Origin of the sequence: Nonomuraea sp. NPDC005501 (genome assembly GCF_040605905.1) — a bacterium.
Taxonomy (GTDB): Bacteria; Actinomycetota; Actinomycetes; order Streptosporangiales; family Streptosporangiaceae; genus Nonomuraea.
In genome coordinates this window covers 1-26,571 of record NZ_JBEXDT010000111.1, presented here as the reverse complement: position 1 = coordinate 26,571, position 26,571 = coordinate 1, and the positions used below count along the sequence as shown (strand labels likewise).

Below are 26,571 nucleotides of genomic sequence, written 5' to 3'. Positions count from 1 at the left end.
CTGCCCGGCGCCGCCGACGCGCTGCGGCACGCGATGCCCGCCACCGCGACCACGCTCGCCGGCGTGCTGGAGGACCTCGGCGACGCGGAGGGGACCCGCCGGGCGCTGGCCGCCGGGGCCGGGGCGGGCGACCTCGAATCCCTGCGCCGGTTGGTGGTCCACCTGTTCTGGCAGGAGGACTATCAGGCCGCCGTGGCCGAGGCCGAGCGGGCGGTGGGCACGGGCGACCCCGAGACCGTCGCGCTGGGCTACTGGGTATGGGGCGACTCCTGCCAGGCCGTGGGCGACCTGCGGGGCGCGGAGGTCAGGTACCGCGCGGGCATCGACACCGGGTTCGCGGGCCTGACGGACAGCATCCGGGCCGACCTCGCCGCCGTACTGCACGCGATGGGCGACCCGGCCGCCGCCGTGCGCGAGGCCCGGCTGGCCGTCGCGTCGGGGGACCCGGACGCGATGGCGCGGGGCGGCCTGCGGCTCGGTGCCTGGCTGCGCGAGGAGGGCGATCTGTCCGGCGCCGCCGAGGCGTTCGCCGCCGCGGCGGGTACGCCCACCGCGCTGGCGCGTACCGCGCTGGAGGAGCTGGAGGCGATGGCCCGCCGGGCGCACGGGGACGGTGACCACGCGCAGGCCCTACGGGTGCTGGCGCTGATGGGGGAGGACGGGGCGGCGCCCGCGCGTGAGCTGGGCGCCAGCTGCGAGGACGCCGAAGCGGTCCGCTCCTACTACGAGCTGACCGGGTCCGGCCCGCTCGCCGAGCTGGACGTCGCCGAGCGGCTCGCCGGGCTGGGGCGGACCGCCGAGGCCCGGGCGGTGTTCGAGCGGCTGAACGAGCACGAGGACCCCGACGTGCGGTTCGTGGCCGGAGGCAGGCTGCTCACGCTGCTCGACGCCGAGGGTGACTCCGACGCCTTCTACAGCCTGGCCGAACGCCAGGCGGGCGACGCCGAGAGTCCCGTGCCGGGCGTGTTCGGCAGCCTGCTCGGCATGCTCCAGGAGCGCCAGGGCGACACGGAGGCGGCCCTGCGCACGCTGCGCGCGGCGGCCGGGACCGGCGAGGCCACGGCCCTCAGCGTGCTGGGCCAGGCCCTGGTCGCCGCGGGCGAGGTGGACGAGGGGCGCGAGGTCTACCGGCGCGTCCTGGACGCGGGCGACCCCGGCCTGGCGGCCCGCGCGATGATCGCCATCGGACGGACGTACCACGACGAGGACGAGGCCGAGGCCCGCACGTGGTACCTCAGGGCCCTCGACGCCGAGAACGGCCTCACGGGCGGCCTCACGGGCGGTCCCGCGGGTGGTCCGGCGGGGGGCCTCACGGGCGGGCATGCGGACGGGCGCACGGCGGCGTTGGCGGCCATGTACCTGGGGGCGCTGGCCAAGCGGGCGCGTGACTTCCCCGAGGCGCTGGGCTGGTACCAGAGGGTGATCGACGCCGGTGACACCGAGTCCGGCATGGCGGCGGCCCACCTGGGCGAGCTGTGCTACTGGCTGGGCGACCGCGACGGCGCGCTGCGCTACTACGAGCTGACCCTGACCCTCACGGACCGGCCGGACCTGGTGGCGGAGGCGGCCTTCCGGCTGGGCGAGATCCAGCACGCCCACGGGGACGTCGGCATGGCCCGCCGCATGCTGGAGCTGGCCGTGGCGACCGAGGACCCCGCCTTCGCGCGGCAGGCGGCCGAACTCCTGGCGAAGATCGGGTGATCTTGCGATGAATTGATTGACCGAATAGTCTCATTCAGTCATGAAACTGAGGTGAGGCGAGATGGCCAGGACGGGAAGGCCGCCACAGGACCCGGCGAGCCGGTTGGAGCGGGCGCACCGGATTCTCGACGCCGCCGCTGAGCTGGTCCTGCGGTGGGGCTACGACAAGACGACGATCGACGACGTGGCCCGGCACGCGGGTGTCGCCAAGGGCACGATCTACCTGCACTGGAAGACCCGCGAGGCGCTCTTCTCCGCGTTGCTGCGCAGGGACCGCGTCGCCATGCTGGAGGAGGTGACCGCCGCCGCGCCCGCGACGCTGCGCGGGCTGCTGCGCGAGATCGCCGCCGGCCTGCTGCGCCGGCCGCTGATGACGGCGTTGCTGACGCACGACTCCGAGGTGCTCGGCAAGCTCGTCCGGCAGAAGCGCCTCGGCGCGGTGGACGGGGTGGGCGCATCCGGGACCGGCGGTGGCGCGGGCCGGGTGATGCTGGGGCAGATGGCCGCGTTCGAGGACTATCTGGCGGTGCTCGACCGGCACGGCGCCCTGCGGCCCGGGCGCACGCCGCAGGAGCAGGTCGCCGTGCTGAGCGCCGTCCTCCACGGGTTCCTCCTGACGCGGGACATGCTGCCGCCGGAGTCCGCGCCCGCAGGCGAGCGGCTGCCGGACCTGATCGCGGAGACGGTGGACCTGGCCCTGGGCTCCGGGATGCCGCAGGGGGAGGAGGGGGCGCGCGCCGTCCGGCAGGCCACCCTCCGCTACCTCGGCAGCATGCGTGAGATCGCGCTGAGCAAGCTGGCGGCGTCCCTGGGCGTCGCCGCCGAAGCCCTGACGGCTCCGGCGGGAGCCGCGGGCGCCCCGGCGGGAGTCACGGCGGGAGCCACGGGAGCGGACGCTCTGGTGGGCGGAGAGGAGACCCGGGCATGAAGCTCGTGCTGCCGTTCGACGACGAGGGCGCCGACCTGGAGACCGTGGGCGGCAAGGGCGCCTCCCTGGCCCGGCTGAGCCGCGCGGGGCTGCCCGTGCCCGGCGGGTTCCACATCACCACGGCGGCCTACCGGGAGTTCACGGCCGGGTTCCGCGACCTGATCGCCGAGGCCGCCGCCCGGCACGACGCCGCCCGCATCGCCGAGCTGTTCGCCGGGCGGGAGCTGCCGGCCGGCCTGGCCGCGGAGATCCGTGCCGCCTACGACGCGCTGGGCGCGGACTCCTCCGGGACAGGCGCGCGGGACGGTGGGAAGGTCGTCGCCGTGCGGTCGTCCGCCACCGCCGAGGACCTGCCGGACATGTCGTTCGCCGGCCAGCAGGACACCTACCTCGGCGTCGAGCGCGACGGGCTGCTGGACGCGGTCAGGCGCTGCTGGGCCTCGCTGTGGAACGAGCGGGCCATCGCCTACCGGGAGCACAACGGCGTGCCGCACGACGACGTGGCGCTGGCCGTGGTCGTGCAGGAGCTGGTCGACGCCGACGCGGCGGGCGTCATGTTCACCGCCGACCCCGTCACCGGGGCCCGGGGCACGTCCGTCGTCAACGCCTCCTGGGGACTCGGCGAGGCCGTCGTGGGCGGCCAGGTCACCCCGGACACGATCGCGGTGTCGGACGGCGCCGTGACCGGGACCCGGATCGGGGACAAGGCCGTGATGACCGTGCGCGTCCCCGGCGGCACCCGGGAGGAGCCCGTCCCGGCCGAGCTGCGCCGCCGTCCGGTGCTGGACCACGGGCAGGCCGTACGGCTGGCGGAGCTGGGCGCCCGCATCCAGGACCTGTACGGCACGCCGATGGACGTGGAGTGGGCCCGCAGCGGCGGCGCGTTCCTCATCCTCCAGGCGCGCCCCGTCACCGGCCTCGCCCCCGAGGTCGAGGAGTGGAACGACAGCCTCAAGGCCGATCACCTGTGGACCGCCGGCAACCTCGGCGAGGCCATCCCCGACGTGATGACGCCCGCCACCTGGTCGTTCGTGCGCCTGTTCATCCACGAGGCGATGCACGCCTCGACGCTGCCCGGCTTCGACCTGGTCGGCAACATCGGCGGCCGCTTCTACATGAATCTCAGCGTGACCTTCTCCATCGCCCGCGCCCTCGGCATGCAGAGCCGGCTCGGCGCCGTCGAGCACGTCTTCGGCAAGCTGCCGCCCGGCCTCGACGTGCCGCTGCTGACGGCCTCGCGCTGGGAGATCGTCAAGGGCACGCTGCCCATGGCGCTGACCCTGCGCCGCCGCGTGCGCGAGAACCTCAAGGGCATGCGCCCGTTCCTCGCCACCTCCCAGCGGCGCTGCGAGGAGCTGCGCGCCCGGATCGCCGCCACCGCGACCGGCCCCGGGCTGGCCGCGCTCTGGGACGACGAGATCGGGCCGCACCTCGTCACCGCCTGCCGCATGCTGGAGGCGGCCGGCCGCCAGGGCGGGGCCACGCTCGTCTGGACCCGCGACCGGCTGCGCAAGCTGGTCGGCGAGGCCGACGCCGACGCCCTGCTGACCGGCGCGGGCGCCGACGGCGAGCTGGCCAGCCTCGGCCCCGTGACCGGCCTGGCCCGGCTCGCCGCCGGCCAGATCGACCGCGACACCTACGCCCGGACGTACGGGCATCGCGGGCCGCACGAGTTCGAGGTGTCGATGCCGCGGCCCGGCGAGGACCCGGCCTGGATCGACACGGCGCTCGCCGGTCTGCGCGACGTCACCGCCGGCACGGAGGCGCTGCTGGAGCGCCAGCGGGAGGCCCGCGACGCCGCCTGGGAGCGCTTCGCCCGCCGCTACCCGCGCCGGGTGGCGGGCATGCGGAAGCGGGTACGCCGCTGGAACGCGGTGGTGCGCGACCGCGAGGCCACCCGCTCCGAGGTCGTGCGGGCGTTCTGGGTGCTGCGCGCGTTCGTGGTGCGCGCCGGCGAGCTGACCGGACGCGGCGACGACCTGTTCTTCCTCTACCTGGAGGAGATCCTGGCCGTGCTGCGCGGCTCCGACGCGCCGCTCGCCCGTGTCGCGGTACGGCGGGCGACCTACGAGCGGTACGCCGCGCTGCCGCCGTACCCGGCGCTGATCGTCGGCCGGTTCGACCCGGTGCGCTGGGCGGCGGACCCGGACCGGCGCGCCGACCTCTACGACGCGCGTGGCCCGGCCGCACCCGCCGGCGACACCGTGACCGGCTTCCCGGGCGCGCCGGGCGTGGTGGAGGGCGTGGTGCGGGTGCTGTCCGGCCCCGAGGAGGGCGAGCGGCTCCAGCGGGGGGAGATCCTCGTGACGACGCTGACGAACGTGGGGTGGACGCCCATGTTCCCGCGCGCGGCGGCCGTCGTGACCGACATGGGGGCGCCGCTGTCGCACGCCTCGATCGTGGCCAGGGAGCTGGGCATCCCGGCCGTGGTGGGCACCGGCAACGCCACCATGAGGCTGCGCGACGGCGACCGCGTCCGGGTGGACGGGGAGCGGGGCACGGTCGAACTGCTGCCGTGAGCGGGCGCGACGGCGATCTTCCGAATCCGGGGGGAAACCAGACCGGCGCGGACGGCCCCGGCCGGTACGGTACGAGGCATGCGCGCCGTCGGCAAGGCACCGGCGATCGCCGCCGCGCTGCTGGCGATGGCCACGGCGTGCGGCGGCGGCGCCGTCCCGCCCGTCCGCGAGGCCACCACGGCCACCAAAGCCACCATTGGCACCACTGGCACCACGGCCCCCGCGCCCCCGGTCGGCCCGTCCTCGTCACCGCTCCCTTCGCGGACCGGCACCTCCGGCGCCTCCGCCCAGCCGCAGGGCGGGCGGAGCGGCAAGCCGCCGGCCGGGAAGGTCGTCGTGATCGACCCCGGCCACAACGGCGGCAACGCCGCGCATCCCACCCAGATCAACCGACAGGTCGACGTCATCACCGGGCGCAAGCCGTGCAACACCACCGGCACGAGCACCGACGCCGGGTACCCCGAGCACGCCTTCACCTGGGACGTGGCCCGCAGGCTCCGCCCGCTGCTCCAGGCCGAGGGCGCCACGGTCGTGCTCACCCGGCCGGACGACAGGGGCGTCGGCCCGTGCGTGACCCGGCGGGCCGTCATCGGCAACGAGGCCCGGGCCGACGTCGTCCTGTCCATCCACGGGGACGGGGCGGCGCCGTCCGGCCACGGTTTCCACGTGATCCTGCCCGGCCTGGTCGCCGGCCACAACGACGCCGTGATCCGGCCGTCGCGGCGCCTGGGGCTCGACGTCCGCGACGACTTCCACCGCGGCACCGGCCTGCCGTTCGCCACGTACACCGCCAGGAACGGCCTGTCGGTCCGCACCGACCTCGGCGGCCTCAACCTGTCGACCAGGCCCGCCGTGTTCATCGAGTGCGGCAACATGCGCAACCGCGGCGACGCCGCCAAGATGTCGGCCCCGGCCTTCCGGCAGCGCATGGCCACCGCCCTCGCCGCGGGCATCACGCGCTATCTCCACGGATGACGGCCGCGTCCCGGGGCGTGCACAGCACGGCCGGCTGTGTGCTAGGTTAGACCCAGTTGCAGTTGTGGTACCCATAAGAACTTGTGTGCACCTGACGGTATGTAACCTCAGGTGCATTTTTGTTTTCCGGTCTTCTCCGGGTGTGGTCCTATCGCGGCGACGCGGAATCCGCGCGATGCGGGTTTCGGCTTTGCACCTATCAAGAGGAGATCAACATGGCTAACGGAACCGTGAAGTGGTTCAACTCCGAAAAGGGCTTCGGCTTCATCGAGCAGGACGGCGGCGGCGCCGACGTCTTCGCCCACTACTCCAACATCGTCTCCCAGGGCGGCTACCGCGAGCTGCACGAGGGCCAGAAGGTGGCCTTCGACGTCACGCAGGGCCAGAAGGGCCCGCAGGCCGAGAACATCGTTCCCGCCTGACCCTGAGGCACCACGCAGCTGGGGCCCGCGCCGTAGGGTGTGGGCCCCAGCTCGTTGCTCTTGTGGTACCCGATGCGTCGTGACGGCCTCACGGACCGCACACCGGATGGACCACTGATGGCTCCGGACCGGGCACAAGCCCGCTCCAGCCCCTTTTGACCGGCATTTCAGCCGCCGTTCTTGTCGGCGAAATGCCCCCCGTTTCGACGTCCGGGTCCAGGCTGTTCTCCGCCGGCTCGGCTCGTCTTTTCTTCGGCTCGTGCTCGCCATTCTCTGTGCCGCTCGTCGCGCTGGGAATCACTTGACACGTGCCGTACCGAGGAAGGTTCTGCATGAACCATGCAACTCGCACGCACGACAGTTACTCCCCCTCCCGCACGGGCGGCTCTGCCAACAGGCGCGGCCGATTCGGCTCGTCGGCTTCGGGCCGTTCAGGCGCCTCCGGCCGTTCCGGTGGTTACGGGCGGCGTCCCGCCGCGCTGAAGGGGGAATTCGCGCTGCCGGTCACCGTCACCCCGGCCCTGCCCGCAGCCGCGACATTCGCTGAACTGAACATGCCGTCCGCGCTGATGAAGACGCTCACCGGCCTGGGCATGAACGAGCCGTTCCCGATCCAGGCGGCCACGTTGCCGAACTCCCTGGCCGGCCGGGATGTCCTGGGGCGGGGGCGCACCGGGTCGGGCAAGACACTCGCCTTCGGCCTGGCCCTGCTCGTCCGCACCGCCGGACAGCGTGCCCAGTCGCGGCAGCCGCTGGCCATGATCCTCGTTCCCACGCGGGAGCTGGCCCAGCAGGTCACCGACGCGCTCACCCCGTACGCCCGGTCACTGAACCTCCGGCTGGCCACCGTCGTCGGCGGCATGTCGATCGGCCGGCAGGCCAGTGCGCTGCGCAGCGGCGCCGAGGTCGTCGTCGCGACGCCGGGACGGCTCAGGGATCTCATCGAGCGCGGCGACTGCCGCTTGGACCAGGTCGGCATCACCGTGCTGGACGAGGCCGACCAGATGGCCGACATGGGCTTCATGCCGCAGATCACCCACCTGCTCGACCAGGTGCGCCCAGGTGGCCAGCGGATGCTGTTCTCCGCCACTCTGGACCGCAACGTCGACCTGCTGGTCCGCCGCTACCTGAGCGACCCGGTGGTCCATTCGGTCGACCCCTCGGCGGGCGCGGTCACCACGATGGAGCACCACGTCCTGCACATCCAGGGCGCCGACAAGCATGCCACCACTGTGGAGATCGCTGCGCGCGACGGCAGGGTGATCATGTTCCTGGACACCAAGCACGCCGTGGATCGGCTCACCGACAGCCTGCTCAGCAGCGGCGTACGCGCCGCCGCGCTGCACGGGGGCAAGTCCCAGCCCCAGCGCACCCGCACGCTCGAGCAGTTCAAGACCGGCCACGTCACGGTGCTGGTGGCGACCAACGTCGCGGCCCGCGGCATCCACGTCGACAACCTCGACCTCGTCGTCAACGTCGACCCGCCGAGCGACCACAAGGACTACCTGCACCGCGGCGGTCGCACCGCCCGCGCGGGCGAGTCCGGCAGCGTCGTCACCCTCGTCCTGCCCAACCAGCGCCGTGACATGACCCGCCTGATGGCCGACGCCGGTATCGTCCCGCAGACCAGCCAGGTCCATTCGGGCGAGGCCGAACTGAGGCGTATCACGGGCGCCCAGACCCCCTCGGGGATCCCGGTGACCATCGCCGCACCGGTCGCCAACCGCCGGCCGGGACGGAACACCCGACGGTTCAGGTAACGGTCGCGCCGATAGCCTGGGCCTCGCCCCGGACACGTGACTAGGGAGAGGCACCGGATGGCTCCGAACATCGCGACCGCGCGCCGCGTCGACCTGCCCGAACTGCTGGAGTTCCTGCGCCCCAGGCACCACGGGCTGCTGGCGACCACCCGCGCCGACGGGCGGCCCCAGCTCTCGCCGGTGACGTGCGGCGTGGACGGCGAGGGCAGGATCGTCGTCTCGACCTACCCCGACCGGGCCAAGGCCCGCAACGCCCGCCGCGACGAGCGGACGTCGATCTGCGTGCTGTCCGACGACTGGAACGGCCCGTACGTCCAGGTGGACGGGCGGGCCGAGGTGCTGGACCTGCCGGAGTCCCTGGAGGCGCTGGTCGAGTACTACCGGTGCATCGCGGGCGAGCACCCCGACTGGGACGAGTACCGGACGGCGATGGAGCGGCAGGGCAAGTCGCTCATCCGGCTGCACATCGACCGCTGGGGGCCCATCGCCACGGGCGGGTTCCCGGCGCGCCTGGCCGCCGGCGACTGACCCGCCCCGGAGCCGGCCGCCACCCGCTGGAGGGGGCGGGCGGCGGCCGGGGCCCTGCGGGGATGCGCCCGGGGCAGGCGGCTCGCTCAGGCGGAGGCGATGTCGTTCGCCGCCACGTAGCCGAAGGTCATGGCCGGGCCCAGCGTCGAGCCGGCCCCGGCGTAGCTGTGACCCATGACGGCGCCGCTGGCGTTGCCCGCCGCGTACAGGCCGGCGATGACCGACCCGTCGGCCCGCAGCACGCGCGCCCGCGCGTCCGTACGCATGCCGCCCTTGGTGCCCAGGTCGCCAGGGACGATCTTGAACGCGTAGAACGGCGGCAGCCACAGCGCCGCGAGGCAGGGGTTCGGCTTGACGTACGGGTCGGCGTAGTAGCGGTCGTAGACGCTGTCGCCGCGGTGGAAGTCGGTGTCCTTGCCCGTGGCCGCGAACCCGTTGAACCGGGTGACGGTCGCGCGCAGCGCCGCCTGCGGGACGCCGATCTTCTGGGCGAGCTGCTCGACGGTCGCCGCCCTGAACACGGCCCCGCTGTCGTACCAGGAGTCGGGGAACGGCAGCAGCGGCGCGATGTCCTTGAACAGGTACTTGTTGCGGTAGTTCTGGTCCACGATCAGCCAGGCCGGGATGTGCGGCGCCGACGGGGTGTCGCGGTCGTACATGATGTGCACGACGTCGCTGTACGGCGCTCCCTCGTTGACGAAGCGCTCGCCCTTGCCGTTGACCAGGATGCAGCCGGGCAGGGTCCGCTCGGCCAGGCAGAAGTACGGCTCGCCGGGCAGCGGGATGGCCGGGCCCCACCAGGCGTCCTCCATGAGGTCCAGGGCGGCGCCGGCACGCTCGCCGGCCTCGATGCCGTCGCCGGTGTTCTCCCGGGCGCCGACCGTCCAGGAGGTGCCGATGGGCTGCCGCTGGTACTCCGCGCGCATGGCGGCGCTGTGCTCGAACCCGCCGGAGCCGACGATCACGCCGCGGCGCGCCTTGACCAGCGTCTGGGCGCCCTCGCGGTCGACGAGCACGCCGGTGGCGCGGCCGTTCTCGATGCGCAGGTCCGTGAGCGGGGTGTTGAGCCAGACCGGGACGCCGGCCGCGAGCAGCCCGGCGCGCAGCCCGCCGGCCAGGGCCTGGCCCATGGTGAGGGGCTTCTCGCCGCGCAGCGCGGCCGCGGTGCCGCGGGCCAGGCAGGCGGCGCTGACCTCCAGGCCCTTGGGGTTGACGGCGGCCAGCGTCAGCCACTTGTAGTCGGCGCTGAAGACGACCAGGCCGGCCGGGGTGGGGATGTAGGAGGGGTTGAGGCGGGCCAGCTCGGCGCCGAGGATGCGGCCGTCGAGCTGGTCGGGCTCGATGGATCGGCCGTTCGGCATGCCGCCGGGGTACTCGGGATAGTAGTCGGAGTAGCCCTCCATGAAGCGGAAGCGCAGCGGGCTGTTGCGCATGACGAACGAGATCATGGCCGGGCCGTTGGCGAGATACGCCTGCTGCCGGGCCGCGGGCACCGTGTCACCCACGACGCGGGCGAGGTAGGCGGCGGCCTTGGCCGGGGTGTCGGGCACGCCGGCGGCCAGGATCACCTCGTTGTTGGGGATCCAGATGCCGGCGCCGGAGCGGGCGGCGGATCCGCCGAAGGTCGGCGCCTTCTCCACGACGACCACGCTCAGGCCGCGCTTGGCGGCGGTCAGCGCGGCGGTCATGCCGGACGCGCCGGATCCCACGACCACGACGTCGTACTCCGCCTGCGCGTAGGCGGGGGAGGGGCGGCCGAGGGTGGCGCCGGCGACGAGGGCGCCGCCGGTCAGGGCGGCGCCACGCAGCAGGGCGCGCCGGGTGGGCCCGGAGGGCGGGGCCGTGGGGACAGTCTCGGACGTGCTGAGCTCAGGCATGCAGGATCCGATCCCTTCGACGTGCGTGCGCCGCGACGGCGGAGCTCGCCGGCGGCGGCCGGAGGAACAACCGCGATGGCACCTCGCGCCGGTGCGAACGCGACGAACGGGCTGGGGATGTGGCCCCCGTCACAGCATGAAGCATGCGCTTGGTTGGTTCGCCTGTCAACGTTCCTCTGTCCACACGACGCGCCGTCCGCCCCCTGCGACCCGCCCGTGGTCCGTGGCGACCGACAATGGGACATGCGCAAATATGTGATCATGGGCGTTCAGGGGAGTGGCAAGGGCACCCAGAGCAAGCTGCTCGCGGACGACCTCGACCTCACCCATATCAACGTCGGCGAGATCTTCCGGTGGCACGTCAAGCAGCACACCAAGATCGGCGCCCAGGTACGCCGCATCGTCGCCGCGGGCGAGCTGGTCGGCGACGACCTGGTCGAGGACGTCGTCCGTGAACGCCTCCAGCAGCACGACTGGAACTACGGGTTCGTCGTGGACGGTTTCCCGCGCAACCGGCGGCAGGCCGAATTCTTCCTGGAGAGCTACGACATCGACGGCGTGATCCACCTCGACCTGCCCGACGAGGAGGTGCGGCGGCGCGTGCTGGCCCGGCGCCTCTGCTCACGCTGCGGCATGGACTACAACCTCATCGCCCACCGCCCCGAGACCGAGGACCGGTGCGACGTGTGCGGCGGCGAGCTGGTCGCCCGCGAGGACGACACGCCGGAGGCACTGGCCCGGCGGCTGCGCGACTACCACGACAAGACGGACCCGGTGCTGGAGTTGTTCCGCGGCAAGGAGTACGTCACGAGCGTGGACGCCCGCAGCGACAAGGCCACCATCCAGCGCACCATCCGCGAGCGCCTCGGCCTGCCGTCCTACCAGCCGTGACGGGCCGGTCATGACGGGCCGGCCGTGACGGGCCGGCCGTGACGGTACGGGCCGGTGCTCACCGGACCTGGGCCGGGCCTCCCAGGTCGGCGACGTCGCGGGCGGCGTCGCCGAGGAGCTTGTCGGCCAGGTCCATCAGGGCGCGGCCGGCGGCCAGCTCGTCGCCGATCTCCGGGACCGGACGGTCGGCCGGGTTGCGCCGGGCGACGCCCACGCTCTCGTGCCACCTCGTGCCGCGCGCCGACAGGACGGCTCGCGCGAGCGTCTGCTCGTCGCCCTCGTCCTCGCTGATGTAGATCTGCACGGTCCACTGCTTGGCGTTCATCGCCGTCTCCTCGCCTCGCGTCCCGTGCCCGTCTCGTCGCACTCTCGTCGCGCCGGGCACCCCTCCCTGGGAGGCGTGCCCCGCGCGACGCCGCCGAATCGCCCCAGCTCGACGGGGCGCCCCCGGTGGGGAGGGCTCGGCGGGGCGGCCTCCGGCGGCCGTTCGGCCTCACCGGTCGGGACCAACGGCCCTGCCGTCCGGCGGCCCATGCGGGTGCGATGGAAGTGGACAGGGAGGCAACCATGATCATCGTAGGTGTCGACGGCTCGCCGCACGCGCGCGCGGCCGTCGAGTGGGCGGCGGACGACGCCCTGCGTATGCGCCAGCCGCTGCGCGTCGTGCACGCCGTGGACCGCTCGCCGTACCAGATCGCGAAGTTCCCCGCCGCCCAGTGGCCCGCCGCGCTCGTCCGGGGCGGGGAGCAGGCGCTGGCCGAGGCGCTCGCGGTGGCGCGCGAGCGCCAGCCGTCCGTCGAGACGAGCACGCGGCTCATCGAGGGGCCGCCCGCGATCGTGCTGCGCGACGAGGCGGCCGACGCCGCCGAGGTGGTCGTCGGCAACAGGGGGCTCGGCGGGTTCGCGGGCGCGCTGCTGGGATCGGTCAGCGTCCACGTCGCCGGCCAGGTCAGCTGCCCCGTCGTCGTCGTACGCGGCGAGACCGACCGGCGGCACGACCGGATCGGGGTCGGCGTGGACGACTCGCCCGAGTGCGAGCCCGCCCTGGCGTACGCGTTCGAGCAGGCCAGGCTGCGCGGCTGCGCCATCCGCGCCGTCTACGCCTGGTACATGCCCGTCTACGCGTTCGCGCCGTGCCCGAACGACATGGACGCGATCCGCGAGGCCGCGGACGAGATCATCACCGACCGTCTCGAACGGTTCAAGAAGGAGTACCCGCAGGTCACGGTCGAGGAGGACGTCCAGGCGGCGCACCCGGTGGACGCGCTGCGCCAGGCGTCGACCGAGAGCGACCTGCTCGTGGTCGGCTCGCACGGGCACGGCGCGCTGGCCTCGACGCTCGTCGGCTCTGTCAGCCGCGGCGTCCTGCACCACGCGGACTGCCCCGTGGCTGTCGTGCGCGCCCGCTGAGGGGCCGTGGCCGCGTTGCGGCGGCTGGCCGACCAGATCGAGGACGCCGCCGTCGAGCAGGCCGTGCGGGCGGGCTGGGGCTGACCGCGGGTCGCCGAAGCCCTCGGTGTGACGCGGCAGGCGGTGCACAAGAAGCACGCCAAGCGGCTCATCGCGGGGGCGTCCGGCTGAGGAGACGCTGACGATGGCCCCCATCGACCGCTACATCAACACGATCATCGAGCGCGGAGCCGACGAGGCCCGCGAGGACGGATCGGCGGCCGTCGAGGCCCGGCACCTGCTGCTGGGCGTGCTGCGGGCCGAGGCCGGCACGGTGCCACGGGCCCTGACCCTGGCGGGCATCGACCGCGAGGGCCTGATGGCGCGCCTTCAGTGGGCGCTCGCCCAGGAGACGCCCGCGTGAGCGCCGTCCCCGGCGCCGGCCCCGTTCCCGGCGCGGGGCCGGCGCGGACCCCGTTCCCGGCGCGGCGCTCCGGGCCGACGGCCTGCGCGTGCGGTACGGCGACGCCGAGGTCTTGGTCTACCCCTCCACCACCGTCCACGACTGGCGCGGTTCGTCTGGAACGGCATGGGGGACTGTGCGTCGTCCGGCGGGACTGCGCAGCGCGAGCAGGCGCTCGACCAGCGTGTCGACGTAGTCGGGGGTGAGCGGCCCCGCCCCGAACAGGGTGCGGATGTACATCGGGGCCAGGATGTGGTCGAGGATGTCCAGGCCCTCCGGCGGGTCTTCCCCCCGTTCGCGGGCGCGATCGAGCATGCCCTGGATCTGGCGTGCGCGCTCGGCCAGGAACGCGTCCCGCGCCCGCGTGCCGTCCTCTCCGGCCGTGGACAGGGTGATGACCAGGCGCAGCACCGCGAGCCCGTCGGGGCCGGTGATGTCGCGGGTCACACCGGCGGCGTAGGCCCGCAGATCCTGCTCCAGGCTGCCGGTGTCGGGGATGGGCGAGGTGGTGGTGAGCCAGGTGATCGCCACATCCATGAGCAGGTTCTCCAGGGTGCCCCAGCGGCGGTAGACGCTGGTGTCGGCCACGCCCGCACGTTCGGCGACGTCACCGACGGTGAAGGCGCCGTGGCCGCGCTCGGCGATGAGGCCTGTGACCGCCTGGTGCACCGCCGCGCGTACGCGGGCGCTGCGCCCTCCGGGCCGCCGGGCTCGCTGCTGTTCCGCCATGCGCCCATCTTAACGCAGACCCCACTTGCGTTTGCTCTGAACCGTGCCCTACAGTCCTCCTGTCGCAGCTGGCACCTGCTTTAAGGAGCGATCATGAAGCCGCTGTTCTTCCCCGACAACCCCAGCTTCTGGTACGAGACCCTGCGCATCTTGGGGCATATCACCTACGGCGGCGCCGACTTCGGCGAGGTCGCCGTCACCAGCCAGCGGATCACTTCTGGCGACTACGACAGCTGGCACGACGAGTGGCTGGCCACCGCCGACCGGGTGGCCGACGAGGGCAAGGCGGCCCTGAAGGGTGGCCATCGCATCAGCGCCCGGGACGCCTTCCTCCGCGCGTCGAACTACTACCGCGCGGCCGAGTTCTTCCTGCACGGAGACGCCGCCGACCCGCGCATCCGGCACGCCTACGACCTCTCGGTGGCCTCCTTTCGCCAGGCCGCCACGCTGTTCACCCCGGCCGTCGAGCCGGTCGAGATCCCCTACGAGGACACGGTCCTGCCCGGTTACCTGTACCGGGCCGACGATTCCGGCGCCGCGCGGCCGACCGTGGTGATGCACAACGGGTTCGACGGCACGGTGGAGGAGATGCACTTCTTCGGGGCCGCCGCGGCCGTCGAGCGCGGCTACACGGTGCTGGCCTTCGACGGGCCCGGGCAGCCGGGCACCCGCCACAGCCAGGGCTTGATGTTCCGCCCCGACTGGGAGAACGTGGTCGGCCCTGTCATCGACTACGCGCTGACCCGTCCCGAGGTGGATCCGTCCGGCATCGCGCTGCTCGGCGTGAGCATGGGTGGCCAGCTCGCACCCCGCGCGGCCGCCTTCGACCAGCGCGTCGCCGCCCTCATCTGCCTGGACGGGGTCTATGACCTGGGCGAGATAGCCACCTCCGGCGTTCCGCTGCCGCGGCCCGAGGCCGAGCGACGGCTGCGCGCCGAGCATGACCCGGAGCTGGACGCCATGATGGAGGCGGCGATGGCCGCCGGCCCGATGCTGCGCTGGGCCATCGAGCACGGCATGTTCGCCATGGGCGTCGGCACTCCCCGCGCGTTCGGCGCCGCCTACCTGGACTACCATCTGCGCGGCGGCATCGCCGAGAAGATCACCTGCCCCACCCTGGTCTGCGCCGGAGCCGACGACGGGTTCTTCAAGGGTCAGCCCGACCTGCTGCACGAACACCTGACCTGCCCCAAGACGCTGCTCACCTTCACCGCCGAGCAGGGCGCCGACGCGCACTGCCAGTCCGGTGCCCAGCGGCTGGCTTTCGCCCGCGTCTACGACTGGCTGGACGACGTCCTCGCCAAGAACGCATGACCTCGATGGAGACCATGATGACCCCTGTGATCGACCAGATCGGCCGAGCCCTCGACATGACTGCCGCCATCGTCAAGGGCATCGCGCACGACCGGCTCGACGACCCCACCCTCTGCCCCGGCTGGGACGTACGCGCCGAGCTCAACCACCTGGTCGGCGGCATGCGCATCTTCGCCGCCGAACTCACCGGCACCGACGCCGGCGCCGCCCACGAGGACGACTGGCTCGGCGCCGACCCGCAGGCCGCCTACACCCTCGCGGCTGACCTCGACCGCGTGGCCTGGCATCGACCGGGCGCGCTGGACGGCACCGTGCGGCTGGGGTTCGGCGCTGTCCCCGGTTCGATGGCCGCGCTCATCCACCTCACCGAGGTTCTCGTGCACGGCGCCGACCTGGCACTCGCCACCGGCCAGGAACACCTCATCGACGAGGAGTCCTGCGGCGAACTACTCACGATCATGCGGGGCATGGACTTCGACGCCTTCCGCCGGCCCGGCATGTTCGGACCCGCCCTGCCGGCAGCGGACGAGGCCCCCGCCCACCGGCGGCTTCTGGCCTTTCTCGGTCGCGAGGTCGCACACTGCTGACCCCCGTGCGACCTCGCGCACGGCGGGACGCCGGAGGAATCACCACCCACTGAACCACCCGCTGGGCGGCTCGTGCGGGACAGCGATGAGTTACCGTCATCCAGCGTGGGATGGGGTGGCTGTGAGGTCGGCGCGGAGCTTCGCCCTGGAGGAGAACGAGATCCTCGCTGAGGCGGACGGTGTGCCGGAGACGCTCAGAACAGCGCCATCCCTGATAAGGATCATTTGAGTGAGGAGATCGACATGACGCTTGATGGCCGGCGAGTTCTGGTGATGGGGGGCAGTTCGGGCATTGGTGAGGCGAGCGCCGCGCTGTTCGCCCAGCAGGGAGCCGAGGTCGTGATCACCGGCCGTGGCGAGGAACGCCTGGCCGAGGCCGCCGCGCGGATCGGCGGCAAGGTCGCCTTCGAGCGGGTGGACGGCACCAACGAGGAGGCGGTCAGGGGCTTCTTCGCCCAGGAGGCCACCTATGACGACCTGGTGCTGGCGTTGAGCGGCGGTTCGGGCGCGGGCCCGTTCGCCAGCCTGGATCTGGAGCAGTTGCGGGGCGGATTCGAGGGCAAGTTCTGGGTCCACGTACGAATCCTCCAGGCGGCCCTGCCCCGGCTGCGCGAGAACGGCTCGATCACCTTGATCACCGCCAGCTCCGCACGGGCGGCCCTGCCCGGCACGGCGGGCCTGGCCGCGATCAACGGGGCGCTGGAGGCGATGATCCGCCCGCTGGCCACCGAGCTGGCCCCGATGCGCGTCAACGCCGTCTCCCCGGGCATCATCGACACCCCCTGGTGGGACAAGCTGCCCGCCGAGCAGCGGGAGGCCACGTTCGCCGAGCACGCCGCCGCGCTCCCGGTCGGCCGGGTGGGTCAGGCCGCGGACGTGGCGCAGGCGGTGCTGCTGGCCGCCACCAACGCGTTCATGACCGGCCAGGTGATCGAGGTCAACGGCGGCCTCACCCTTCCTTCCGGTCGCTGACCCGACAGCGGAGGAGCCCGCCGCGGTCAGGACGCGTGAGTGGCCACGGCGACGACGGCGTCGGTGAGCGCGGCGGCGTAGGCGTTGTTCACCGTGCAGAGCGCCCTGGACGAAGGCGTCACTCACACCGCCCGCCTGGTCACCGACCCCACCTTGGCCAAGGTCACCGGCACCTACTTCAACCGGGCCTGCCCCGCCCACGCCCGCCACCAGGCATACGACGCCGCTGCCCGCACCCGCCTGCTGGAGATCAGCCGGAATCTCACCGGCGTGCCCTTCCCCACCACGCCACTCCAGGCCGCCTGACCCTCAACCACCCGCCGGGCGGCTGAAGACGGCGCCGCTCCTCGAAGCCGCAGGGCCAGTCGGCGGAAGCCGCTTCCCGATCACCTCAGCCGCCGGACCCGGACGACGCCGGGCACGGTGCGGGCCAGCACGTCGGTGACGGGCTCGGCGAGCGCGTCCTCCGATCCGGGGTCGGGCACGTCACCGGCCACCGGGCGCAGCTCGGCGACGCCGTCGCGCACGGTCACCTCCCAGAAGGGGCCGTACGGGTAGTGGTCACGCAGGGCGGCCACCACCTCCTCGCACAGCTCCTCGTCGGGGCGGGCGAGTACGCCCATGAGGTCGCGGCAGCCGACCATGCCCACCACCTCCTGGCCGGCGAGCACGGGCAGGCTCTTGATCTGCTTGCCCACCAGGAGGTCGATGGCCGTGGTCACGTCCGTCGTCTCCGTCACGGTGATCACCGCGTGCGTCATGACCTGCCACACCTCGCCGGGCGGCGGCGCGGAGGAGGCCGGGGAGGGGTCGGCGGTCGTTCCCGGGCCGGGCCGGAACTCACCGCGCAGCAGGTCCAGCTCGGACACGAGGCCGACCAGCCGGCCCGCGTCGTCGAGGACGGGGGCGGCGGCGATGTCGTGGCCGTGCAGCAGCCGGATGGCCCGGCGGATCGAGGCGGTGCGCCGGACCGTCACGGCGGGGCTCGACATGATGTCCCGCACCAGCATGGCTACCCGTCCCTCCCCGCCCGATGCTCTTGGGCCTGGCCGGACGCGGCGGACCTTCGTCGGCGCGGTCCGGGCGGCGGCGGTGGGCGTCACCTCCGGCCGCAGGCTTGATGCCCGTTCCGACCTGGGAAGATTCCCCTTCGTACGGCACGATTCCGGCCATGGTGCCGACGGGCGCGGCGGTACGGGGCGCTGCGGGCGAGGCGCCGCAGGGCCGAAAGTCCCATCGGGCAGGGCTGGAAGGTCCCGGTGGGCGGGTCCTTCCGGCTCTGCTCGCCGGGCGGCGGACGCGGTGTTCTTGAACTGCGCAACCGATCCCCCGACCCGGTAACGAAAAGGAGGCCGTCATGGCCGCCACCCTCCCCCGCAACGCCGCTGACGCCCCCACGGCCGGGACGGCGCGCCGCCCGGTCGACTACGTCTGGGCCGCCGCCCGGCTCTCGATCGGCTGGGTGTTCCTGTGGGCGTTCCTGGACAAGACCTTCGGCTGGGGCTTCGCCACTCCCGCCGCCAAGGCGTGGACCGCGGGCGGCAGCCCGACCACCGGCTTCCTCAAGGGCACCGGCGAGAACGCGCTCGGCGGGCTGTTCTCCGCGCTGGCCGGTCAGGCGTGGGTGGACTGGCTGTTCATGGCCGGGCTGATCGGCATGGGCCTGGCCCTGGTCCTGGGCGTCGGCACCCGGATCGCGGCCGTCGCCGGCGGCCTGATGCTGGCCCTCATGTGGGCCGCGGAGCTGCCCCTCACCACCAACCCCTTCATGGACGAGCACGTCGTGTACGCCATCGTGCTGGCCGGCCTGGCCCTGACCGGCGCCGGCGCCACCCTGGGCCTGGGGGCCCTGCCCATCGTCCGGCGCCACCCCATCCTCAAGTAGCTCCCCGGCAGGCCCGCGCCCACCCCGATCCCGGGGTGGGCGTTCGCGCGTCACCGGGGACGGGGAGGCGGGATTGTGAACCGGGCCAAGACCATGATCGAATATCGGTGATCACGAGCGCACCTCATCTTCACCGTGTCATGCCCTCCGTCCCCCAGCAGGGAAGCCGGTCCGATGTCCATGCCCTTGCTCACCCCCACGCGCCGCGTGGGGCCCGGTTGGATCGTCGCCTACGTCGTCGCCGGGTTCGGCGCGCAGATCGCCTCCCAGTCGCCGAGCACGTTCCTGATGCCGCAGCAGATCGCCGGCATCGACCCCACCGGCAAGATCGGCGGGTTCGCGTGGGTCAGCGCGATGGGAGCCGTGGCGGGCATCATCGCCGGGCCGCTGTTCGGCGCGCTGTCCGACCGCACCCGGGGCCGGCTCGGCCGTCGCCGGCCATGGATCGTGGGCGGGGCGCTGGCCTGCGCCGCCGCCTTCGTGTTCCTGGCCGCCCAGGACACCGTCACCGGTGTGGCCGTGGGCTCCCTGCTGCTGTCCGTCGGGATGTCCGCCGTGGGCGCCGGCTACAACACGACGGTCCCCGACCAGGTGCCGGTCGCCCAGCGCGGCCTGGTCCTCGGCTGGGGCGCGGTGCCGCAGGCCGCCGCGATGGTGTGCGGCGGGCTGATCCTGGCGGCCACCACCGCTCCCGCCTCCGGCTACCTGGTCCTGGCCGGCGTCCTGATCCTGGTGGTGCCGTTCGTCGTGGTCACCCGCGACCCGCGGCCACCCGCCGGGGAGCGCCGGCCGTTCACGTGGAAGGGCTTCCTCGACGGCTACCGGATCGACCCGCGACGCCGTCCCGACTACGCCTGGGCGCTGGCCACCCGCTTCCTCATGACCCTCGGGTACGGCATCGGCACCCTCTACATCCCGTACTTCCTGGAGGACGTCGTCGGCCGCCCCGACGACCTGCTGACCGTCGTCGCGGTCAACGGCGCGTCGGTCGTCGCGCTCTCGGTGGTCAGCGGCTGGCTGTCCGACCGGCTCGGCCGCCGCCGGATCCTCGTCTTCGCCGGCTCGGGCGTCATGGCGGCGGCGGGTGTCATGCTGGCCCTGTCGCCCACCTGGACCATGACGCTGGTCTGCGCGGTCGTGCTCGGCGTCGGGTACGGGATCTACATCGGCGTGGACGGCGCCCTGATCACCCAGGTGCTCCCGGCGCCCGGCGACCACGGCCGGGACCTGGCCGTGGCGCAGCTCATGGGCAGCCTGCCGTACGTGATCGTGCCGGCCGCCGCATCCGTGATCCTCACCTACCTCGGCGGCTACTGCGGCCTCTACCTGGTCTCGGCGCTCGTCTCCGCGCTGGGAGCGGTCCTCATCTGGCGGGTCAAGTCGGTGCTCTGACCGGTACGGTGCGGGATATCCCGGCACCGCCCCAATTCCCCGCAAAGCCTCATCCGAGTGGAGGGCTACTCATGCGCCGGAACTCCCCCTTCTGAATCCTTGCCACAGTCACATCAGATGGCAGGGGGAATTGTCATGCATCCTCACTCCGGCGGGACGGTCCGGGCCAGAGCGCTCGCGATCCTCGCCGCGTTGCTGCTGGTCACGGCCGCGCTGGCCGCCGTGGCCGCGCCGGCCAAGGCCGCGACCGACGTCCGGCTGAAGCTCTCCATCACCTGGATCCAGCAGGGGGAGAACCCCGACGACGACGGCGGCGACGGCGACTACTTCCCCGAGATCCGCATCGGCGACGGTCCCCTGCTGCGGAAGCCGTACGTCCAGGACGACGTGTTCGACCCGAGCAACTTCCCCGACCCGTGGGTCTTCACCCAGGACGTGCAGGTGCCCGACGACAGGACCACCGTGCCGGTCCTGGTGCGGCTGTGGGACTACGACGACGGCACCAACTTCGGCGACGACCACATGGACATCAGCCCCCAGAATCAGGACGACGACCTCGACCTGCAGTACGACATCGGCACCGACACCTGGACCGCCCCCGGCGACCTCATCACCCCCGGCCAGGAGCGCATCACCGGTGACGGCGACCCGAACTTCCCCGACACCAACGACGGCGTCGCCCTCACCGTCGGCGTCAAGATCGAGCGGCTGACCCCCCTGCCCGACATCGACGGCGACGGCATCTACGACGTCATCGAGCGGTTCGGCGTGCGCGACAAGGACGGCTCGATGCGGTACGACCTCAAGGCCATGGGCGCGAACCCCTGCCGCAAGACGGTCGTCGCGCAGATCGACTACATGACCGGCGCCGCCGACGGGCACAGCCACGAGCCGAAGGACGCGGCGATCGAGGAGGTCGAGCGGGCCTTCGAGGACGGGCCGGTCGATCCCGTGTCACCCTGCCCGTATCCCGGCTTCACCACCACGCAGGGCGTCGACTTCGTGCACGTGGCGGGCAAGCCGATCCCCGAGCAGACCGTCATGGGCCTGGACGCGGCCTACCGAGCCGCCCGCAACGCGAACTTCAGCCCGCTGCTCGCCCCGTACGCCCACTACGCGATCTTCGGCCACCAGCTCACGGCCGGCGGGCTGAGCTCCGGCCGCTGCTGCGAGACGGACCGCGGGGGCAAGGACTTCATCGTCACCCTCGGCGGCTGGCGCACGGTCTGCGTCGCCCCCGGCGACAACGGCACGCTCGACACGACGCCCGCCTCCACCGACGTGAAGATGGGCGAGAACGTGCTCGTCGGCACCGACCGCGCCTGCGACACCGAGGTCAAGCCGGGCACCGACGACCGGCAGATCCTGAAGAAGGGCACCGGGGCCGCCGACGCGGACGTGGGGACCGTACGCGACCAGTCCGGCAGCATCATGCACGAGCTCGGCCACGCCCTCGGCCTCCCGCACGGCGGCACGGACCGCACCAACTTCAAGCCCAACTACCTCAGCGTCATGAACTACGCCTTCGACCCCATCGGCATCCCCACGGGCCCCGAGCCGCTGCCGCGGCGCCTCGACTACTCGCGCCAGTCGCTGGCCGCGCTCGACAGGACCGCGCTCGTGGAGGCGGACGGCATCGCCGACGGCGAGGACTTCACCCGCTGGCGGCTCCCCGGCGGAAACCAGCTGTTCGGTCCCGGAGCCGGGGCGCTGAACTGGAACGACAACGTCGTGGCCGGCACTCCGGTGATCGACCCCGCTCCCGTCGCGGCCGACATCAACTCCGACGACGACGTCTGCGTCCTCGCCGGCACGGACGGCGTCCTGACCACGATGCCCTCCGGCAACGACGAGAACGTCGGCGACGCCATCCTCAACGGCGGCGACGCCTGCAACACGGCCCCCGGGCCCGGCGACACCGGCCGCGCCACCACCCTGACCGGCCACGACGACTGGGGGACCCTCAAGTACCGCGCGGTGGGCTCCAAGGACGCGGGCGCGGCGGCGTCCTCGCCGTCGGGCACCGAGATCGCGTTCCCGGCCGTGCTCGGCGCCGAGCTGGCCCTGCGTGACTTCTACGATCCGGACGTCACCGCGGCCAAGACCGTGGACAAGGCCGAGGCGCTGCCCGGCGACACCCTCACCTACACCGTGCGGGTGCACAACGAGGGCCGGGGGACCGCGGCGGCCGTACGGGTGACCGACACCTTCCCGGACGGCACCACGGCGGAGCGGCGGCGGACGACCCTCGCCCCCGGCGCGGACCACACCGAGACGTTCGCCTACCTCGTGCCCTGCACGGCCGACGACGGCTCGTCCCTGACCAACAGCGCCACCGTCCAGGCCCAGAACCTCGCCGGCGGGCCCGAGGCCGACACGTCCGACAACACGAGCACGGCGCGCAGCACCGTCAGGGCGCCGCACCTCACCCTGGCCGCGACCGCGACCCCCACCGCCGGCGCCGGAGAGGCCGCGACCACCACCCTGACCGTTCGCAACACCGGCGGCGCCGCCGCCACCGGCGTCACGCTCACCTACGCCCTGCCCGACGAGGTGTACTACAGCACCGCCCTCGACCAGGGGAGCGGGCCCCGGCCGACGGAGGTCTCCGGGGGCACGCTGACCTGGCGGCTCGGGCCCGTGGAGCCGGGGGCGACGGCGGCCGTGCGGTTCACCACCCGCTCCAGCCTGCTCGTCACCGGCGGCACGGCGCAGACCGGACAGGCCAAGGTCGTGTACGTCAACGCGAACGGCTGCTCGTACGCCCCGGTGACCGCCTCGGCCACCTCGACGGTCACCGAGGTGACGCCGAGCCGCGACCCGCGGCCGTCCACGGTGTGGGCGGTGCTGACCTCGCTGCGGACGCCCGAGCTGCTGGCCCGGGTGCAGGCCACCGACACCCGCTTCGACGGGGCCGACGGCTCCGCGCCGGACGGGCGGCTCTCGCAGCAGGAGGTGTCGGCCGCGCTGATGCCGCCGCTGCCGCAGCCGCGCGCGCTGCGGGCCGAGCTGCTGGGCACGTACCTCAACCTGGGCAGCCGGCGCGTCAACGCGGCCACGGCGGTGCGCAGCTTCGTCCTGGACCGGCTCGGGCTGCGCACGGTCGGCGCCGCCGCCCGTCACTCCCGGACCGTGCTGACCGGGCCGCCCGGGGGCGACATCACGGCGTACCAGAACGCCACGCTGGGGCTCATCGAGATCAACTCGGGAGCCGCCGAACGCTACTGAGGTCCTGAGGAGGGGCGCCGCGGCTCGCGGCGCCCCTCGCTCTCGCAGGTCTTCGCACCTCTTCGCAGGCCGGTCAGGCGGTGAGGCGGGTGAGCTCGCGGAGCTCGCCCTGGGTGGTGGCGCAGTCGAGGAGCCGCAGCTCCGCCAGCAGCCGCACCGCCCGCGCGCCGTGCTTCAGCTCCTCCGGGCAGGTCTCCGCGACCTTGCGGAGCAGGGCGGCGGCGGCGCGCGGGTCGCGGTCCCCGGCGTGGGCGGTCGCCAGCGTGAGGAGCTGCCGGACCCGGCGGTCCCGCGTGGACAGGCGGGCCGGGTCGATGCCCTCCGCCAGCCGCAGGGCCTGGCGGTGGCGGCCCACGCGGACCGCGGCCGAAGCGGCGCGCAGGTCCAGCTCCACCAGGAAGTCGTCGCGGTCCTCGCCGAGCCGGCCGGCGAGCCTGCGGGCACGGTTCAGCAGCTCCTCGGCGCCCAGCAGGTCGTTCTCCGCCGCGGCGGCGAGCGCCGCCGCGAGCAGGCACGCCCCCACGGCCGACCGGCGCTCCGATCCGTCCTCCGTACGGGTCCCGCCCGCGCCTGGCGGTCCAGGCGCCTCGGCGGCGAGATCGGCGGCCGCCAGGGCGACGCGGCGGGCGTCGGCCGGGCGGCCCAGCCGCACCAGGACCTCGGCCGTCTCCGCCCGCGCCAGCGCCGCGGCCGAGGGGTCGCCCGGCGCGGCCGACACCGCCCGGTCCGCCGCCAGCAGGGCCAGCGCGTGCTCCCCGCACCCCCGCAGCACGGTCGCGAACAGCCGGTACACCCGCCCCAGCTCCACCCCCGCCCCCGCCTGGGCCTGTGCCCGGTACGGTTCGCGGGCCGTGGCGTCCGCCATGACCAGCAGGCCGGGCAGGTCGCGGCGGAGCTCCGTGTAGCGGCGCGGCGACCGCCGCCACACCTCCCAGGCCGCCGTCACGTGCCGGCGCACCCGGTGGACGCCCGCGGCCGCCTCGCCCTCCGCGGGACGGCGGGGGAACAGCAGCGCGAGCCCCATCTCGTCCGCCCCGCCGGAGTGCCCGCCCGCGTGCCCACCGGGCCCCGCCATGGCGGACCCCGAAACGGCGGACCCTGACCCGGCGGGCCCTGACACGGCGGGCAGCGCGATGGGACCGCCGACCAGCTGCGACATGTCCACGACCCGCAGGACACCGGCGATGCGCATGAGGGTGGACAGCCGGTCCAGCGGCCGCACCCCCTTCTCGACGAGCCGCAGCCACTCCTCGCTGCACCCCACGAGGTCGGCCAGGACCCGCCGGGACAGACCGCGCGCACGGCGCATCGCCATGATCCGCGCTCCGTCGACCAAGTAATCGCCGGCCATGCGGCCAGGTTAGGCGCCAGATCACGAACGGGCCGACGGCCAGAAACGGCGGCCGTTTCCTGCCGCCCGCCGGCACCGCGCCCGCGGCCGGAGCCCGGCTATCGTGCGAAGGACATCGTGGGCTCCAGGTGGCGCAACTCCAGTTGGATCCGCGCCCGCCGGCCCGGGCGACACTGCCGCTACACCGCACGGCAGAGGAGGCCACGATGGCGATCGACGTCGAGTCGATTCGGAAGGCATTCCCGTTCTTCGAGACACCCGCTGACGGCTCCCGCCCACTCGTCTACCTCGACAGCGCCGCCACCACGCAGAAACCCGCCGCGGTGCTCGACGCCCTGGCCCACTACTACACGCGCGCCAACGCCAACGTCCACCGCGGCGTCTACCGCCTGGCCGTCGAGGCGACCGAGCTGTACGAGGGGGCCCGCCGCACCGTGGCCGGCTTCGTCGGCGCGACCCGCCCCGAGGAGATCGTCTTCACCAAGAACGCCACCGAGGCCGTCAACCTCCTGGCGAACTCCCTCATGTGGGCCGGCGAGGGACTACGCGTCGGCCCCGGCGACGAGATCGTGCTGACCGAGATGGAGCACCACTCCAACCTCATCCCGTGGCGGCTGCTCGCCGAGCGGGCCGGCGCGACCGTGCGCTACCTGGGCATCACCGACGACGGCCGCCTCGACCTGTCCCGCCTGGCCGACGTGGTGACCGAGCGGACGAGGGTGGTGGCGGTCGTGCACGCCTCCAACATCCTCGGCACCGTCAACCCGATCGCGCCCATCGCCGCCCGCGCCGCCGAGGTCGGCGCCCTGCTGGTGGTGGACGCGGCTCAGTCGGTGCCGCACCTCCCGGTGGACGTGACCGCGCTGGGCGCGGACTTCGTGGCGTTCTCCGGGCACAAGATGTGCGGGCCGACCGGGATCGGCGTGCTGTGGGGCAGGCACGAGCTGCTGGAGGCGCTGCCGCCGTTCCTCGGCGGCGGCGAGATGATCGAGACGGTCAGCGTCGACGCCATGCGGTACGCCGCGCCGCCGCTCAAGTTCGAGGCGGGCACGCCGCCGGTCGCGCAGGCCGTCGGGCTGGGCGCGGCCTGCGACTTCCTGACCGAGATCGGCATGGACGCGATCGCCGCGCACGACCAGGCCCTGGTCGAGTACGCGCTGGACCGGCTCGGGCAGGTGCCCGGCATCCGGTTCATCGGGCCGGCGGACGGTGTGGACCGGCTGCCGCTGCTGTCGTTCGTGGTGGACGGCGTCCCGCTCCAGCGGTTGCGGACCGACCTGGATGAGGCGGGCATCGCGGTGCGTTCCGGCCACCACTGCGCCCAGCTCGCGTGCAGCCGCTTCGGCATCCCGGCGGCCATCCGGTCGTCGTTCTACCTGTACAACGCGCCCGACGAGGTGGACCACCTGGCCGTGACGCTGGAGCGGGCGACCAGGTCGGGCAGGGGCGCGGGGCCGGGGCCGGCGTTCGAGGCGGGCGGCGTGGAGCGTGTCCGGCCGTACCAGGAGGTGCTGGTGCCGGGGATCTTCGGCCCGTGGGCGGAACGGCTGGTCGCCGCGCTGGCGCACCGACATCAACGGCCACAGCGGCTTCCTCACCCCGGCGCAGGGCGCGGCCGTGGTGGTGCGCCTGGCCACCCTCGGCGAGGGCGGCCCGACCG

At 73.5% G+C, this 26,571-nt stretch carries 22 protein-coding genes and 1 pseudogene; 18 read left to right on the top strand and 5 right to left on the bottom strand.

Annotated elements, in window-relative coordinates; translation table 11 throughout:
- The 7 genes and pseudogenes from ABZS51_RS36680 to ABZS51_RS36650 form a co-directional block, all read left to right on the top strand.
- On the top strand, positions 1 to 1,701 hold a 1,701-nt coding region (locus tag ABZS51_RS36680; RefSeq protein WP_355451174.1), incomplete at its 5' end, for a tetratricopeptide repeat protein.
- 61 nt (positions 1,702 to 1,762) lie between these two features.
- Positions 1,763 to 2,629 carry a helix-turn-helix domain-containing protein gene (locus ABZS51_RS36675; RefSeq protein WP_355451171.1) on the top strand — a complete coding sequence of 289 codons (867 nt, stop codon included), beginning with the start codon at positions 1,763 to 1,765 and terminating at the stop codon, positions 2,627 to 2,629.
- Positions 2,626 to 5,148 (top strand): PEP/pyruvate-binding domain-containing protein, encoded by a 2,523-nt coding sequence (locus tag ABZS51_RS36670; protein ID WP_355451168.1) that lies wholly within the window; start codon positions 2,626 to 2,628, stop codon positions 5,146 to 5,148. The genes ABZS51_RS36675 and ABZS51_RS36670 overlap by 4 nt, the downstream gene beginning before the upstream one ends.
- A 78-nt stretch (positions 5,149 to 5,226) precedes the next feature.
- Positions 5,227 to 6,123 carry an N-acetylmuramoyl-L-alanine amidase gene (locus ABZS51_RS36665; protein WP_355451165.1) on the top strand — a complete coding sequence of 299 codons (897 nt, stop codon included), beginning with the start codon at positions 5,227 to 5,229 and terminating at the stop codon, positions 6,121 to 6,123.
- Between the two features lie 215 nt (positions 6,124 to 6,338).
- Positions 6,339 to 6,545, top strand: a complete 207-nt coding sequence (locus ABZS51_RS36660) for a cold-shock protein (RefSeq protein WP_310710267.1) — start codon at positions 6,339 to 6,341, stop codon at positions 6,543 to 6,545.
- Positions 6,546 to 7,015: 470 nt separating this feature from the next.
- A pseudogene (locus ABZS51_RS36655) lies at positions 7,016 to 8,305 on the top strand (DEAD/DEAH box helicase); the annotation flags it as partial.
- Positions 8,306 to 8,362: 57 nt separating this feature from the next.
- Entirely contained in the window at positions 8,363 to 8,833 is a 471-nt protein-coding gene (locus tag ABZS51_RS36650; protein ID WP_310710264.1) for a PPOX class F420-dependent oxidoreductase, read from the top strand.
- An 86-nt stretch (positions 8,834 to 8,919) separates the two neighbouring features.
- Here the strand turns inward: ABZS51_RS36650 and kstD are convergent, their stop codons facing one another.
- Complete coding sequence (gene kstD, locus ABZS51_RS36645) at positions 8,920 to 10,710, bottom strand: 3-oxosteroid 1-dehydrogenase (protein ID WP_355451161.1); 1,791 nt, start codon at positions 10,708 to 10,710, stop codon at positions 8,920 to 8,922.
- Between the two features lie 261 nt (positions 10,711 to 10,971).
- Between kstD and ABZS51_RS36640 the strand changes: the two genes are divergently transcribed.
- Positions 10,972 to 11,601: a nucleoside monophosphate kinase gene (locus ABZS51_RS36640; protein ID WP_310710260.1), complete on the top strand. Its 630-nt coding sequence runs from the start codon at positions 10,972 to 10,974 to the stop codon at positions 11,599 to 11,601.
- 58 nt (positions 11,602 to 11,659) lie between these two features.
- On the opposite strand, the gene ABZS51_RS36635 is transcribed toward ABZS51_RS36640, so the two are convergent.
- The gene (locus ABZS51_RS36635; protein ID WP_310710259.1) at positions 11,660 to 11,926 is read right to left on the bottom strand and encodes a DUF1876 domain-containing protein; all 267 of its coding nucleotides are present in this window, start codon (positions 11,924 to 11,926) and stop codon (positions 11,660 to 11,662) included.
- Between the two features lie 242 nt (positions 11,927 to 12,168).
- Between ABZS51_RS36635 and ABZS51_RS36630 the strand changes: the two genes are divergently transcribed.
- Together ABZS51_RS36630 and ABZS51_RS36625 are read left to right on the top strand one after the other, a co-directional pair.
- Positions 12,169 to 13,011, top strand: coding sequence for a universal stress protein (locus ABZS51_RS36630; RefSeq protein ID WP_355451157.1), 843 nt, complete (start codon positions 12,169 to 12,171; stop codon positions 13,009 to 13,011).
- 184 nt (positions 13,012 to 13,195) lie between these two features.
- Entirely contained in the window at positions 13,196 to 13,414 is a 219-nt protein-coding gene (locus tag ABZS51_RS36625; protein WP_355451154.1) for a Clp protease N-terminal domain-containing protein, read from the top strand.
- A 117-nt stretch (positions 13,415 to 13,531) separates the two neighbouring features.
- On the opposite strand, the gene ABZS51_RS36620 is transcribed toward ABZS51_RS36625, so the two are convergent.
- Positions 13,532 to 14,182 carry a TetR/AcrR family transcriptional regulator gene (locus ABZS51_RS36620; RefSeq protein WP_355451151.1) on the bottom strand — a complete coding sequence of 217 codons (651 nt, stop codon included), beginning with the start codon at positions 14,180 to 14,182 and terminating at the stop codon, positions 13,532 to 13,534.
- Positions 14,183 to 14,275: 93 nt separating this feature from the next.
- Here ABZS51_RS36620 and ABZS51_RS36615 point away from each other — a divergent pair, with 93 nt between their 5' ends.
- From ABZS51_RS36615 to ABZS51_RS36600, 4 genes are all read left to right on the top strand, one after another.
- Entirely contained in the window at positions 14,276 to 15,496 is a 1,221-nt protein-coding gene (locus ABZS51_RS36615; protein ID WP_355451148.1) for an alpha/beta fold hydrolase, read from the top strand.
- A 17-nt stretch (positions 15,497 to 15,513) separates the two neighbouring features.
- Positions 15,514 to 16,083: a TIGR03086 family metal-binding protein gene (locus ABZS51_RS36610; RefSeq protein WP_355451145.1), complete on the top strand. Its 570-nt coding sequence runs from the start codon at positions 15,514 to 15,516 to the stop codon at positions 16,081 to 16,083.
- A 243-nt stretch (positions 16,084 to 16,326) separates the two neighbouring features.
- A complete protein-coding gene (locus ABZS51_RS36605; protein ID WP_355451142.1) occupies positions 16,327 to 17,055 on the top strand; it encodes an SDR family oxidoreductase in 729 nt (242 codons plus the stop codon).
- A 93-nt stretch (positions 17,056 to 17,148) separates the two neighbouring features.
- The gene (locus ABZS51_RS36600; RefSeq protein ID WP_355451139.1) at positions 17,149 to 17,361 is read left to right on the top strand and encodes a hypothetical protein; all 213 of its coding nucleotides are present in this window, start codon (positions 17,149 to 17,151) and stop codon (positions 17,359 to 17,361) included.
- Between the two features lie 80 nt (positions 17,362 to 17,441).
- Here ABZS51_RS36600 and ABZS51_RS36595 read toward each other — a convergent pair whose 3' ends face one another.
- Positions 17,442 to 18,065: a CBS domain-containing protein gene (locus ABZS51_RS36595; protein ID WP_355451137.1), complete on the bottom strand. Its 624-nt coding sequence runs from the start codon at positions 18,063 to 18,065 to the stop codon at positions 17,442 to 17,444.
- Between the two features lie 347 nt (positions 18,066 to 18,412).
- Here ABZS51_RS36595 and ABZS51_RS36590 point away from each other — a divergent pair, with 347 nt between their 5' ends.
- The 3 genes from ABZS51_RS36590 (at position 18,413) to ABZS51_RS36580 (ending at position 23,560) form a co-directional block, all read left to right on the top strand.
- Positions 18,413 to 18,940, top strand: coding sequence for a hypothetical protein (locus ABZS51_RS36590; RefSeq protein ID WP_355451134.1), 528 nt, complete (start codon positions 18,413 to 18,415; stop codon positions 18,938 to 18,940).
- A gap of 174 nt (positions 18,941 to 19,114) precedes the next feature.
- Positions 19,115 to 20,332: an MFS transporter gene (locus ABZS51_RS36585; protein WP_355451131.1), complete on the top strand. Its 1,218-nt coding sequence runs from the start codon at positions 19,115 to 19,117 to the stop codon at positions 20,330 to 20,332.
- A 135-nt stretch (positions 20,333 to 20,467) separates the two neighbouring features.
- Positions 20,468 to 23,560, top strand: a complete 3,093-nt coding sequence (locus ABZS51_RS36580) for a CARDB domain-containing protein (RefSeq protein WP_355451128.1) — start codon at positions 20,468 to 20,470, stop codon at positions 23,558 to 23,560.
- A 73-nt stretch (positions 23,561 to 23,633) separates the two neighbouring features.
- On the opposite strand, the gene ABZS51_RS36575 is transcribed toward ABZS51_RS36580, so the two are convergent.
- The gene (locus tag ABZS51_RS36575; protein ID WP_355451125.1) at positions 23,634 to 24,911 is read right to left on the bottom strand and encodes a helix-turn-helix transcriptional regulator; all 1,278 of its coding nucleotides are present in this window, start codon (positions 24,909 to 24,911) and stop codon (positions 23,634 to 23,636) included.
- Positions 24,912 to 25,117: 206 nt separating this feature from the next.
- On the opposite strand from ABZS51_RS36575, the gene ABZS51_RS36570 reads away from it, so the two are divergent.
- Positions 25,118 to 26,571: SufS family cysteine desulfurase (locus tag ABZS51_RS36570; protein ID WP_355451122.1), on the top strand; the 1,454-nt coding region annotated here is incomplete at its 3' end.